General features: G+C 70.5%; 14 protein-coding genes. All 14 read left to right on the top strand.

Annotated elements, in window-relative coordinates:
• The first annotated feature begins 24 nt into the window (after positions 1-24).
• The 14 genes from QWZ14_RS28565 (at position 25) to QWZ14_RS28500 (ending at position 13,050) form a co-directional block, all read left to right on the top strand.
• On the top strand, positions 25-846 hold the full coding sequence (locus tag QWZ14_RS28565) for an enoyl-CoA hydratase/isomerase family protein (protein WP_290320460.1): 822 nt from the start codon (positions 25-27) through the stop codon (positions 844-846).
• Positions 847-904: 58 nt separating this feature from the next.
• On the top strand, positions 905-2,011 hold the full coding sequence (locus QWZ14_RS28560) for an NAD(P)/FAD-dependent oxidoreductase (protein ID WP_290320459.1): 1,107 nt from the start codon (positions 905-907) through the stop codon (positions 2,009-2,011).
• Between the two features lie 128 nt (positions 2,012-2,139).
• Complete coding sequence (locus QWZ14_RS28555) at positions 2,140-2,460, top strand: hypothetical protein (RefSeq protein ID WP_290320458.1); 321 nt, start codon at positions 2,140-2,142, stop codon at positions 2,458-2,460.
• A 510-nt stretch (positions 2,461-2,970) separates the two neighbouring features.
• Positions 2,971-3,585, top strand: a complete 615-nt coding sequence (locus tag QWZ14_RS28550; RefSeq protein ID WP_290320457.1) for a sugar transferase — start codon at positions 2,971-2,973, stop codon at positions 3,583-3,585.
• Positions 3,586-3,671: 86 nt separating this feature from the next.
• Entirely contained in the window at positions 3,672-5,192 is a 1,521-nt protein-coding gene (locus QWZ14_RS28545; protein WP_290320456.1) for a flippase, read from the top strand.
• A 242-nt stretch (positions 5,193-5,434) separates the two neighbouring features.
• Positions 5,435-6,265: a glycosyltransferase family 4 protein gene (locus tag QWZ14_RS28540; protein ID WP_290320455.1), complete on the top strand. Its 831-nt coding sequence runs from the start codon at positions 5,435-5,437 to the stop codon at positions 6,263-6,265.
• Positions 6,262-7,368 carry a glycosyltransferase gene (locus tag QWZ14_RS28535; RefSeq protein WP_290320454.1) on the top strand — a complete coding sequence of 369 codons (1,107 nt, stop codon included), beginning with the start codon at positions 6,262-6,264 and terminating at the stop codon, positions 7,366-7,368. The genes QWZ14_RS28540 and QWZ14_RS28535 overlap by 4 nt, the downstream gene beginning before the upstream one ends.
• Positions 7,365-8,240: a glycosyltransferase family 2 protein gene (locus QWZ14_RS28530; protein ID WP_290320453.1), complete on the top strand. Its 876-nt coding sequence runs from the start codon at positions 7,365-7,367 to the stop codon at positions 8,238-8,240. Before QWZ14_RS28535 ends, QWZ14_RS28530 begins: the two co-directional genes overlap by 4 nt.
• Entirely contained in the window at positions 8,237-9,100 is an 864-nt protein-coding gene (locus tag QWZ14_RS28525; protein ID WP_290320452.1) for a glycosyltransferase family 2 protein, read from the top strand. The genes QWZ14_RS28530 and QWZ14_RS28525 overlap by 4 nt, the downstream gene beginning before the upstream one ends.
• 3 nt (positions 9,101-9,103) lie before the next feature.
• On the top strand, positions 9,104-9,901 hold the full coding sequence (locus QWZ14_RS28520) for a YdcF family protein (protein WP_290320451.1): 798 nt from the start codon (positions 9,104-9,106) through the stop codon (positions 9,899-9,901).
• A 158-nt stretch (positions 9,902-10,059) separates the two neighbouring features.
• Positions 10,060-10,749 carry a sigma-70 family RNA polymerase sigma factor gene (locus QWZ14_RS28515; protein ID WP_290320450.1) on the top strand — a complete coding sequence of 230 codons (690 nt, stop codon included), beginning with the start codon at positions 10,060-10,062 and terminating at the stop codon, positions 10,747-10,749.
• Positions 10,746-11,186, top strand: coding sequence for a hypothetical protein (locus QWZ14_RS28510; RefSeq protein WP_290320449.1), 441 nt, complete (start codon positions 10,746-10,748; stop codon positions 11,184-11,186). Before QWZ14_RS28515 ends, QWZ14_RS28510 begins: the two co-directional genes overlap by 4 nt.
• A complete protein-coding gene (locus tag QWZ14_RS28505; RefSeq protein WP_290320448.1) occupies positions 11,186-11,623 on the top strand; it encodes a periplasmic heavy metal sensor in 438 nt (145 codons plus the stop codon). Before QWZ14_RS28510 ends, QWZ14_RS28505 begins: the two co-directional genes overlap by 1 nt.
• A gap of 2 nt (positions 11,624-11,625) precedes the next feature.
• A complete protein-coding gene (locus QWZ14_RS28500; RefSeq protein ID WP_290320447.1) occupies positions 11,626-13,050 on the top strand; it encodes an efflux transporter outer membrane subunit in 1,425 nt (474 codons plus the stop codon).
• Positions 13,051-13,084: the final 34 nt, after the last annotated feature.

Below are 13,084 nucleotides of genomic sequence, written 5' to 3'. Positions count from 1 at the left end.
CGGCAGAGCCGGAGGAACGAACCCATGAGCGCTGCCGCCAGGACCACGGATACCAGCCCCAAGGACGAGGGCGGCCTGCCGACCCTGAGCATCCAGGGCAGCCGCGCCACCCTCCTGCTGAACCGGCCGCTGGTGATGAACCGGGTGCAGCCCGAGGATATCCGCGAGATCCTGCGCATCCTGAGCGAGGTCGAGACCAATCCCACGGTGCGGGTGCTGGTGATCGCCTCGACCGGCAAGGCCTTCTCGGCCGGGGCGCATCTCGGGAACATGGCGCAGCAAGCGAACAGCGGCGGCATCAGCGATGCCCCTGGCAACAGCTTCGAGGACTTTGTCAACCGGTTGGAAATGCTCAAGATTCCGACCATCGCCCGGCTGCATGGCGGGGTCTACGGCGGCAGTACCGACATGGCGCTGGCCTGCGATTTCCGGGTCGGCGTGACGCCGGCGACGGTCATGTTCATGCCGGCCGCGCGGATCGGCGTGCACTACTACGAGAGCGGGCTGCGGCGCTATGTCTCCCGGCTCGGCTTCAACGATGCCAAGCGGCTCTTCATGCTGGCCGAGCAGCAGTCCTCCGAGGATCTGCTGCGGATCGGCTACCTGACCGACCTGGTGACGCCGGATCAGCTCGATGCCCGGATCGATGCGATCGCGGCGCGGCTGGGCGAGCTGGCGCCGCTGGCGGTGCAGGGTGCCAAGCGGGCGATCAACGAGATCGGCCATCAGGCGCTGGATGTCCCGGACCTGGAGGCCCGAATGAAGGCCGCGAAGGACAGCGAGGACATCAAGGAAGGGCTCATGGCCTTCCAGGAAAAGCGCAAACCGGTGTTCAAGGGCCGCTGAGTCCCCACCTGAAGTAGGGGAGGTGACCGTCTCCCCCGAACTCGCATCTGAGGGTCGCATGGAAGAATTCGACTGCGTCGTCGCCGGTGCCGGCGTCGTCGGCCTGGCCATTGCCCGGGCCCTCGCCCTTGCTGGCCGCGAGGTGCTGGTGCTGGACGCCGCCGAAGGCATCGGCACCGAGACCTCCTCGCGCAACTCCGAGGTCATTCATGCCGGCATCTACTACCCTGCCGGCAGCCTGATGGCGCGGGCCTGCGTCACGGGCAAGCAGATGCTCTACGCCTATTGCGCCGAGCGAAGCCTGCCGCATGCCAACTGCGGGAAGCTGATCGTGGCGACCGATGCCGAGGAGGCCGAGCGGCTTGCTGCCATCCAGGCGCGGGCGGCGGCCAATGGCGTGCCGGACCTGCGACGGCTCGAGCGGGCGGAGGCGCTGGCGCTGGAGCCGGCACTGGCCTGCACCGCGGCGCTGCTCTCGCCCTCGACAGGGATCATCGACAGCCACGCCTATATGCTTAGCCTGCAAGGCGATGCGGCGAATGCCGGGGCGATCTTCGTCTTCCATGCCCCGGTCCTGGGCGGGCGGGTGACCGAGGACGGCATCGAGATCGAGGTCGGCGGTGCCGAACCGATGGCGCTGCGCTGCCGCAGCTTCATCAATGCCGCCGGGCTGCATGCGCCGAAGCTTGCCCGGGGGCTGGTTGGGATGCCTAGTCAGCTGATCCCGACCGCCTATTACGCCAAGGGGAACTACTTCAGCCTGACGGGCAAGAATCCCTTCTCCCGGCTGATTTACCCGGTGCCGGTGCCGGGCGGGCTCGGGACCCATCTGACCATCGACCTCGGCGGCCAGGCACGCTTCGGGCCCGATGTCGAATGGGTCGACAGCCTCGACTACGAGGTCGATCCCCGCCGCGGCGACAGCTTCTACGCCGCCATCCGACGCTACTGGCCGGATCTGAAGGATGGAGCCCTGGCGCCGGGCTATTCCGGCATCCGGCCGAAGACCGTGCCGAAGGGGGCGGCCGGTCAGGATTTCGCCATCCAGGGTCCCGCCGCGCATGGCGTGCCCGGACTGGTTCATCTGTTTGGCATCGAGAGTCCGGGGCTGACCGCCTCGCTGGCGCTGGCGCAGCTTACGGTTGAAGTCTTGGGCATTTTATAGCCTGAAAAGTTCACCTTTTCGTAAGTGGGGTGGCATAAGCTGGGTTTTCGCTCAGGTGTCATACCGCTGCGATGGATCGAATCCCGTCCTTCCCGCATTGGGCCGCCGCACCGAGGAAGGACCGAGCCGTGCAACCTGTGTCTGCCGTCGCCGATGCCGAAATGCTGACCTATTTGACCGATGCGTCCCTGCCGGTCCCTGGCCTGAGCGAGCCGCGCGTCGGCGATTCGGTTGAGTTGCGCCTGTTGCGCGGCGGGCGCGAGGTCGAGGCTTGGTCCACCACCGGAATCCGGCTTGGACGGCTACCGCCAGCAGAGCGTGAGGCACTCGACGGTTTGCTGCAGGGTGGCGCCTTGCCCCTGCAGGGTCGGATCAGCGCGGTGGTGCCAAGGCCTCTGCTGCTGGGCAGTGGGCGGATCCATATTCGCGTGACGCCGCCGGCCAACTGAGGTTTCCTGACGCGGAACCGTCCTGCCGCAAGCAGTCCGTCAAGGGATGGTGGGAAAGGACGTTGGGTCTGCGCTACATGCTGGGCAGCCAGGCCTCCTTCCCATAAGGGCATGTTACCGCCGAGTCCGGTCAATCAGGCACTGACGGCAGTTCGACTGTTGCTTTCCTGCCGCCAAGCCCGTTCCTCGCGGGCAAATGGACATCAATTCGCGCAATGGTTGATCGTCCCGCTATCGGATAATTGTGCGATGCCACAATCCGGCCGCAACCACGTCGCATTCCCGCACGACCCTTCCCCCATGATGCGCCTGTTCGGAAGGATTGCGGACGGTCGGTGACCGGCGTCGATCCGCCTGGGCAGGACCAAGCGGCGTCCCGATCTTCTGGCGCCGGCACCCATCGAGCGGTCGAGGTTGTCCATGTTCAGCGTTGAATCCTTTCGGGGTCTGGCGCATCAGCAATCCGCCGGACGCGGCCTGTCTCTTCCGGTCCGCCCACAGGTGGCGCGGGTGGCGCAGCCAGCCATGAAGCGGGCGCTGGATATCGCCGGTGCGGGCAGCCTGCTGCTGCTGAGCCTGCCCGTCTTCCTGGTGCTGGCCTTGTGCGTGCGGGCGGATGGCGGCCCGGTCTTTTACGCGCATGAGCGGGTGGGCCTTGGTGGCCGGCGGTTCGGCTGCCTCAAGTTCCGCTCCATGGTGACCGACAGCGCGGCCCGGCTCGAGGCGCTGCTGACCCATGACCCGGTCGCGCGGGCGGAATGGGATGCGACCCGCAAGCTGCGCCACGACCCCCGCATCACCTGGGTGGGCCGCTTCCTTCGGGCCAGCAGCCTGGACGAGTTGCCGCAGCTGATCAACGTGCTGCGCGGTGACATGAGCCTGGTGGGTCCCCGCCCGGTCATCGCCGCCGAGCTTGCGGCGCATTACGGTGCGGCGACCGAGCACTACCTCTCGGTGCGCCCCGGGATCACGGGTCTCTGGCAGGTCAGTGGCCGGTCCAGCACCAGCTACGCAACCCGGGTGGCGCTCGATGTGCGCTATGCCACCAACCCCTCCCTGCTGGAGGATCTCCGCATCCTGCTGCGGACTCCGGCCGCGGTGCTGTTGCGGCGCGGTGCCTATTGACCATCCGGCAATGCGATGTACGCACCAAGATTTTGGTCTTTGGGTGCGACGTTGTTTCGGCGCTGTAGACAGGTTCAAGGGATCTCATGTCTCATTCGGCAGCCTCCCGCACCCATACTCGTACGATGGTCTCCGGGGTTGTGTGGAACGGTCTTGGGCGCGGCCTTCCGCTGCTTCTGGCCCTTGTTCTCACACCTATTCTGGTCCAGCAGCTCGGGCTCGAGCGCTGGGGATTGTTCACCCTGGCACTGGCCATGGTCGGTGTTTTCGGCGTCTTCGACTTCGGCGTCGGCCAGGCGTTGACACGGGCGCTGTCCGAGCGAATCGGTACGGGGCGGAACGCCGATGCGACCGCCCTGGTCGAGGCGGCGATCGGCGCACTCCTTGGCATCAGCATCCTGGTCGCCATCGGCCTCTGGATCTTCGTGCCGGTCCTGGTGGATCGCATCCTGCAGGTCCCGCTGGGGCTGCGCGACCAAGCGATCGGCGCCATGCGGGTGCTGGCGGCGGCGGCCCCGCTGGTGGTGCTGAATGCCGCGCTCTGGGGCGTTCTGGCGGCATACCAGAAGTTCCGTGCGGCCAATCTGGCCACCATCCCGGTCAACCTCTTCTACTACCTAGGCCCGGTGCTGGTGCTGCTGGTCTGGGACAGCCTGATCGGGGTCATGCTGGCGCTGGTCGCTTGCCGGCTGGCGAATACCCTTTCCTACCTCTGGTTGGTGCGGCCGCTGCTGCCGGGCCTCGGGCTGCACCGGCCCCGGCTCGCGCTGGTGGTGCCGTTGCTGCGGCTCGGCGGCTGGATGACCTTTTCCGGCCTGCTGACCCAGGCGCTGCTCTATGCAGACCGCTTCCTGATCGGCGCCATCCTCACTCTCTCGGCGGTCGCCTTTTATGCCACACCGCTGGATCTCGTGATGCGGGTTTGGATCCTGCCGGTGGCGGTCGCGCAAACCCTGCTGCCGGCCTTCGCCTCCGCCTTCGTCACCGCGCCGGGACCAACCGCGGCGCTGCTGCGGCGCGGAGGGTTGCTGGTCATGCTGCTCGTGCTGCCGGCCTGCCTGGTGCTGGTGGGCGGTGCCCACGAAATTCTCTCCCTCTGGCTCGGCCAGGGCTTCGCCGAGGGTAGCGGCCGGGTCCTGCAATGGCTTGGCTGCGGCATCTTCTTCAGCTGTGTCGCCTTCGCCCCGAATGCGCTGATCGATGCGATCGGCCGGCCAGATGCGACGGCAAAATTCTCACTCCTGCAGGCGCTGGTTTTCATCCCGCTGGCGATGTTGCTGATCCGGCTGATCGGCATCGAGGGTGCGGCCATCGCCTGGGCTCTGCGGGCGGCGACGGATTGCCTGGGCAAGCTTTGGCTGGTGGGATGGCTCTATCCGCCGGCGGCGACGACAGCACGGCAGCTGGCGCTGCCATTATTGGCCGGCGGCGCCGGGTTATTGCTGCTATTGCCAATGCCCGGGCTGCCGGGCATGGTGGTGGCGGGGTGTTTCGGCTTCGCCGCTTTCCTGACGGCTGCCTTTCGAACCCTCGATCCGATGGAGCGCAACCAGCTCGGCAGTATGGTCCGCCACCCGGCCCTGCTGCTGCGGCCGGAGCTTACATGAACCCAATCGCCATCAATGGCCGCTTCCTGACACAACGCGTTACCGGCGTTCAGCGCTTCGCAACCGAGATTACCCACGCGTTGGATGCTATGGCTGCCGCAGGCGACCTCCCCGCTGCACGACTGCTACGGCCGCCAGGCGGGCCGCCCTCCCCCTTCCCGCATCTAGCCGAGGAGGCTTTCGGGCGGCTGCGCGGACAGGCCTGGGAACAGCTTGAACTGCCCACCCGTGCCCGACGCCACGTGTTGGTGAACCTCGGCAATACCGCGCCGCTGGCGCCCGGCCGGCCGCAGGCGGTGGTGATCCACGATGCCGGCGCCTTCGACACGCCCGAGAGTTATTCCGCGGCCTTCAGGGCCTGGTACCGCAGCCTGCATTGGGCACTGCCCCGGGCGGGAGCGCGGCTGTTGACGGTTTCCGAATTCTCCCGCCAGCGGATTGCCGCAAACATCGGCATCGCGCCGGAGCGGATCGGCGTGGTGCATGAAGGCGGGGAGCACATCCTGCGGGAAGCGGCCGATGCAACCGTGCTGGCCCGGCATGGGCTGGTGCCTGGACGCTTCGCCCTCGTCGTCGGCACCAAGGCGGCGCACAAGGGGCTCGGCGGGCTGGTCGAGACGCAGGTGATGCTGGCCTCGCGGGGGCTGACGCTGGCAGTGGCCGGCGCGACCGACGGGGCGGTCTTCCGCCAGGGCGGCGACCCTGCCGGCCAAGCGGTAGTGCCGCTCGGCCGGGTCAGCGATGCCGAGCTGCGGGCACTCTACGAAGCGGCCCTGTGCCTGATCTTTCCCTCCCGCTACGAAGGCTTCGGCCTGCCACCGCTGGAGGCCATGACCTGCGGCTGCCCGGTGGTCGCCGCCGAGGCCGCCGCGGTGCCCGAGGTCTGCGGCGACGCCGCGCTGTGGTTCGACAACGACGGCCCCCGCCGCCTGCCGGATGCGCTGGCGCGTCTCCTGGAAGAGGCCGGGCTTGCCGCGACCCTGACGGCGCGCGGCCTCGCCCGCGCCAGGGATTTCTCCTGGCGCGGTGCAGCGGAACGACTGGTCTCGCTGTTGCCGGGTGCCCCCATATGAAGGTTGCGGTGGTGCATGAATGGCTCGACAGCTATGCCGGCTCCGAGCGGGTGGTCGAGCAGTTGCTGGCGATCTGGCCGGAGGCCGACCTCTTCGCCGTCTGTGACTTCCTGCCGGCGGCGGAACGCGGCTTCCTCAGCGGCCGCAAGGTGACGACCAGCTTCATCCAGCGCCTGCCGATGGCCCGGCGGATGTTCCGCAATTACCTCGGGCTGATGCCGCTGGCGGTCGAGCAATTCGACCTCTCCGGCTATGACCTCGTGGTCTCCTCCTCCCATGCCGTCGCCAAGGGGGTGCTGACCGGTCCAGGACAGCTGCATGTCAGCTACATCCACAGCCCGATGCGCTATGCCTGGGACCTGCAGCACCAGTACCTGCGGCAGGCGCGCATGGAGCATGGGCTGAAGGGGGCCTATACCCGCTGGCTGCTGCATCGGCTGCGGCTCTGGGACCGCAGCTCGGCCGCCGGGGTCGACAGCCTCGTCGCCAACAGCAGCTATATCGCGGACCGCATCCGCAAGGTTTGGCGGCGCGACTCCACAGTCATCCACCCCCCCGTCGACGTGACGCGGTTCAGCCTGGGTGCGGAGCGGTCGGGGCATTACCTGATTGCCTCCCGCATGGTGCCCTACAAGCGGGTGGAGCTGGTGGTGGAGGCCTTCCGGCGCATGCCGGACCGGCGGCTGGTGGTGACCGGGGACGGCCCCTCCGAGGCGTTGGTGCGGGCCGCCGCGGCCGGCGCATCCAATATCGAATTCCGAGGCCGGGTACCGCAGGCCGAACTGGTGGTTCTGACGCAATCGGCACGCGCGGTGCTGGCTGCGGCGGAGGAAGATTTCGGCATCGCCATGGTGGAAGCCCAGGCCTGCGGCACGCCACTGATCGCCTTCGGTCGGGGCGGCGCCCGGGACATCGTGCAGACCGGGTCGACGCCGACCGGCATCCTCTTCGAGCCTCAGAGCGCCGCGGCCATCATCGCCGCGGTCGGACAGTTCGAGGCCATGGCAATTGACCCCGCCGCCTGCCGCGCCAATGCGCTGCGCTTTTCCGAGGCCGCCTTCCGCGAACGGATGCGGACGCATGTCGAAGCGCTGCTGCCGTGACCTTCTCCCTGGTGGTCGCCACCCGCGGCCGGGACCGCGAATTGGCCGAGCTCTTCGAGAGCCTGCTGGCGCAGGAAGCGGCGCTCGAGGTGATCGTCGTCGACCAGAATGCCGATGACCGGCTGGCACCCGTCATCGCGGCCTATGAAGCCCGGCTGCCCCTGCTCTGGCGCCGCTCGGCGGTAGCCAATGCCTGTCATGCGCGAAACCTGGGGCTGGCGCTGGCCCGGGGTGCGATCGTCGGCTTCCCGGACGATGACTGCCTGCTGCCGCATGGGGTGCTGGGCCAGGTCGTGGCGGCCTTCGAGGCCGATGCCGATCTGGCGGTGCTGACCGGGCCGGCGGCCTCGCCCGAGGGCGGCCTCGGCTCCGGCCGCTGGCGGGAGGAAGCCGGGTCGATCACCCCGGCCAATGTCTGGACCAGCGTCATCGAGTTCAACCTCTTCCTGCGGCGGCCGGTGGCGCTGGCGCTCGGCGGCTTCGACGAGCGTCTGGGGCCGGGCACGGCCTTCGGCTCCGCCGAGGGCAACGACCTGGTGCTGCGCGCGGTCGAGGCCGGGCATGCGGCGCGCTACGAGCCGGCGCTGCGGATCGTCCATCCGGACAAGCGGCTGACGCCGGTCGCGGTGGAACGGGCGTTGCTCTATGGCCGGGGCATGGGCTTCGTGCTGCGGCGGCATGCGGTGCCGGCGGCGGTCTGGCTGCCCTTCCTCATTCGCCCGCTCGGCGGGACGGTCCTGAGCGCGCTGCGCCTGCGCGGGTTGGCGGCGCGGTACTACTGGGCGACTTTGCGCGGCCGGCTGGCCGGTTTCCTGGCGCCCTCCCCCGCCGCGGGACTGCCGCTGCCGCCCCTGCCGGAGGCGCCGCGGTGAGGCTTGCCATCGGCATCGCCACCCGTGGCCGGCCGGCGATCCTGGCCGAGGTGCTGGCGGAGTTGCGCCGCCAGACCCGGGCGCCGGACCGCATCCTGGTCTGCCACGTCGGACCGGAGGATATCGGCGAGCCGCTGCCCGGCATCGAATACCTGACGGCACCGGCCGGGCTACCGCGCCAGCGCAATGCCATCATGGACGCGGTCGCCGATTGCGACCTGCTGCTCTTCCTCGACGATGACTTCCTGGCGGCGCCCGCCTATTGCGCGGTGACCGAGGCGGCCTTCGCGGCGCGGCCCGAGGTGGTGGTCACCACCGGCACCGTCATCGCCGATGGCGCGACGGGCCCGGGCATCTCCGTACCGGAAGGCCGGGCGATGCTGGCCGCGGACCGGCCGCCGGCCCACCCCGCCGCCGCCACGCCGCATTTCAACGGATATGGCTGCAACATGGCCTTCCGCATGGCCACCGTCCGCGTCCACGGCATCCGGGTGGATGAGGCGCTGCCCGCCTATGGCTGGTACGAGGATCTCGACGTCACCCGGCTGCTCGGCCGCCACGGCGCCATCCTGCGGCTGGCGGGGGCGCGGGGCGTCCACCTCGGCGCCAAGGTCGGTCGGACGCCGGGGCTGAAGCTCGGCTATTCGCAGATCGCCAATTCCATCTACCTCGCCCGCAAGGGTACCTATCCCTGGAACCGGGCGCTGCGCAGCATGGCGCGGCATTGCGCCATGAATCTGGCGCGCAGCCCCTTCCCCGAGCCCTGGGCCGACCGCTGGGGCCGGTTCCGCGGCAATATGCTGGCGCTGGCCGACCTCATCCGGGGCCGGCTGCATCCCGGCCGCATCCTGGAGTTCTAGGCGATGGACGACGTCACCTACGTGATCTCCAAGCTGCTGTGGATCCCGGCCCGGCCAGGCACGGCGGCGCTGCTGCTGGCCTGCCTCGGGTTGGCGCTGCTCTGGCGGGGGCGCCGCTGGGGCCGCTGGCCGGCGCTGGCCGGGCTCGGCTTCTTCGTGCTGCTGAACCTGCTGCCGCTGCACCAATGGGTGCAGCAACCGCTCGAGGACCGCTTCCCCCGCCCGGCCACCGAGCCGGCCACCATCGCCGGCATCGTCGTGCTCGGCGGCGCGGTCGAGCAGAACCTGACCGAGGCGCGCGGCATCCCCGCGCTGAACGGCGCGGCGGAGCGGATGACCGAACCGGTCGCCCTGCTGCGGCGCCACCCCGAGGCCAAGCTCGTCTTTACCGGCGGCCAAGGCTCGCTGGTGCATGGCGGGGTGACCGAAGCCGATGTCGCCGCAGCGCTCTGGCGCGACCTCGGCGTTCCCGCAGACCGGTTGCTGCTCGAGCGGGAGGCCCGCAACACCTGGGAGAATGCGGTCCTCAGCCACCGCCTGGTGCAGCCCAAGCCCGGCGAAACCTGGCTGCTGGTCACCTCGGCAAGCCACATGCCGCGGGCGGCGGGGGTATTCCGCCAGGCGGGCTGGGACATCACGCCCTGGCCGGTGAATTATCGCACCGGCAATACCGCCGCGGTCCGGCTGGATGCCTCCTTTCCGGAGCGGCTGCGGGAGTTCGAATGGGGCACCCGGGAATGGGTCGGGCTGCTGTCCTACCGCCTGATGGGGCGGATGGGCGCCGTCTTCCCGGGCCCATGACGGCCGGGGGGAGGCAACGCTTACACTCCGTCACTGGCCAGGCGATTTGAGGTTGGCTACGGCCGGGCCATGCAAGGTTCGGTGGATGGCTTGGACCGATGGCGGGTGACCAGCGCTTCCCGGAAGGACAGCAATAGGCCGTGGGGGGAGCGGCCCGGGTGCGTACCATCGCCAGCCCTCTCATGCAGTTCCTCCTCTCTCTTCCCCGCATCGCCGCGGGCGCCCCGGTCACCCGCTCCGCACCGGTGCCGCGGACGATGACCGATGCCCGGCCGGCCGGCAGGGGCGATGCCGCGCCCGACCTGGGCGAGCTGGATGACGCCGCCCTGATGGCGCGTGCCGGCGCCGGCGATCGTACCGCCTTCAACCTGCTGGTCGGCCGGCATGGCACGCGGGCGTTGCGCCTCGCGCTGCGCGTGCTGGGCGATCCGGCGGAAGCCGAGGAAGTGGCCCAGGAAGCCTTCCTGCGGGCTTGGCAGGCCGCCGCGGGCTTCGACCCGGCGCGGGCCCGCTTCACCACCTGGCTGCACCGGATCGTGGTGAACCTCGCCATCGACCGCACCCGGCGGCGGGCGCCCCTCCCCCCGGCCGGGCTCGAGGCCGTCGGCGAATTGGCCGACCCGGCACCGGGGCCGGAGGCCGCGGCCGTCGCCACGCAGGCGCGGGCCGCGCTGGCCTTGGCCCTGGCCGACCTGCCGCCGCGGCAGCGCGCCGCGATCGCCCTGGCCTATGAGCAGGAGCTGAGCGGGGCCGAGGCCGCCGCGGCCTTGTCGATTTCCGAACGGGCGCTGGAAGGCCTGCTGCGCCGGGCCCGGCTGCTGCTGCGCAGCCGATTGGAGGGGTCATGACCACCGCCCGCATGAGCCTGGACCGCTTCACCCGCCTGCTCGACCGCCATGGCCCGGCCCTGGCCGCCTGGCCCGCCGCCGAGCGCAGCGCCGCCGCCGCCCTGCTCGCCGCCTCGCCGGAGGCCCGCGGCCGGTTGCAGGCCGCCGCCGCCCTGGACATGCGCCTGCGGCGTGACCTGCCGCAACCCCACCCCGCCGCGGTCGCGCGGCTGCAGGAGGCCGTGGCACGCCGCATCGCCCGGGTGCCGCTGCCGGCCCGGCCCGGCCCGCTCGCCCGGCTGCGTCAGGCGCTGCGCCCGGCGGTGCCGGCGGGCTGGGGCGCGCTGGCGGCGATGGCGACCTGCGCCTTGTGGCTCAGCCTGTCGCCGCCCCGGCCGGCGCCCGAGGATCCCTTCGGCCCCTTGCAGACCCTGCCGCTTGCCGGAGAATCCTTCTGATGCCGCGTCCCTCCGCACGGACCCTGCTGGCCGCGGTGCTGGGTGCCTCGCTGGCGCTCAACCTGGTGCTGGGCGGGCTGCTGCTCTGGCGCCCCGGCCAGCCCAACCGCGCCGCGCGCGGCTTCGATCGCATGGTGGGCCGGATCGAGGCGGCGCTGCCGGAGCCGGACCGGCCGCGCTTCCGCGAGGTGCTCGCCACCGAGCGGGACCGCTATGCCGGCGCGCTCACCGCCATGCGCGCCGCCAGCGCCGAGGTGGATGCGGTGATGCGCCGCACCCCCTACGATCCGGAGGCGCTGCGCGTCGCGCTGCAGGAATGGTCCCATCGGATGACCGCCTTCAACGCCGCCTTCGGCGACACCCTGGCCGATGCCCTCGGGGCGGTGTCGCCCGAAGGCCGCGCCAAGGTTGCCGCCGCCCGCCGGCCGGGCGGCTGAGCATGCTCCCTCGCCTGGTCCGCCGCGCGGCACCCGCCGCCGCGGCGCTGCTGCTCGGCGGCTGTGCCTGGCTGACGCCGCCCGGGACCTCCTCCGGCATCGCCCTGCCTGGGCGGCTGGCGGCGGTCGATTCGGCGCTGCCGGTGCAATGGCCCGACCCCGTCTGGTGGCGCGGCTTCGGCGCGCCCGAGTTGGATGCGCTGATGGCCGAGGCCATGGCGGCCAATACCGACATCGCCGCCGCCGTCGCCCGCATCCGCCAGGCCGACGGCCAGTTGCGCATCGCCGGGGCCTCCCTGCTGCCGACGCTGGACCTGGCGACGCGGGCGACCCGCCAGCAGACCGGCGGCGCCGCGATCGCCAGCGTCGGCGGAACGAGCCAGCGCATCCGCGTCAGCTCCAGCAACCAGCTGAGCCTGAGCGCGGCCTATGAGGTCGATTTCTGGGGCAAGAACCGGGGTCAGGTCGAGGCGGCGCAGCAATCCGTCGCGGCCACCCGCTTCGATGCCGGGACGGTGACGCTGACCACCCAGGCCTCGGTCGCCAATACCTATTTCGCCGTGCTGGCGGGGCAGGAAACCCTGGCGATCCAGCAGCAGAACCTCGACATCGCCTCCCGCGTGCTGCGGGTCATTCGCCAGCGGGTCGCGGTCGGCACCGGGACCGGGCTCGACCTCGCCCAGCAGGAAACCGTGGTGGCGCAGCAGCAGGCGCAGATCCCGCCGCTGCTCCAGCAGCTGGAGCAGAACCGCAATTCCCTCGGCACGCTGGTGGCCCGGCCGCCGGAGACGCTGGTGGTGGAAGGCGGCGTCTTCAACCGGCTCGACGTGCCGGTGGTGATCCCCGGCCTGCCTGCCGAGGTGCTGGTGCGGCGGCCCGACGTGCTGACCGCCGAGGCGACCCTGGCCGCGGCGAATGCCAATATCGTCGTGGCGCGGGCGGCGATGCTCCCCTCGGTGACGCTGACCGGGACCGGCGGCTTCACCAGCCTGGCGCTCGAGAACCTGCTCCGCCCGGGCGCGGTCGTCTTCAACATCGCCAATGGGCTGGCCCAGCCGATCTTCCGCGGCGGCGCCCTGCGGGGCCAGGTGCGGGTGAACGAAGCCCGGGCCGAGGAATTGCTGGCGAATTACCGCGGCACGATCCTGAACGCCCTGGTCGATACCGAGAATGCCCTGGTCGCGCTGCGCCAGACGACGGAGCAGGAACGCCTGCAATCGGCGGCCGTCCGGATGGCGGAGCGCGCCTATGGCATCAGCGAGGCCCAGCTCCAGGCCGGCACCATCGACCTCGTGACCCTGCTGAACACCCAGCAGACGCTGTTCTCCGCCCGCACCACGCTGGCGAATGCCCGGCTGGCCCGGCTGCAGGCGGCGGTCGGGCTCTTCCGGGCGCTCGGCGGCGGCTGGGGCACGCCCGGCTCCTAGAAATCACGGCGATGAGGTTGCGGTTCGTCACCGA

Origin of the sequence: Paeniroseomonas aquatica, assembly GCF_030409335.1 — a bacterium.
In the GTDB taxonomy this organism is placed as follows: Bacteria; Pseudomonadota; Alphaproteobacteria; order Acetobacterales; family Acetobacteraceae; genus Belnapia; species Belnapia aquatica.
Note: the sequence above shows the minus strand (reverse complement) of the source record. Positions and strands in the feature narration are given on the sequence as shown.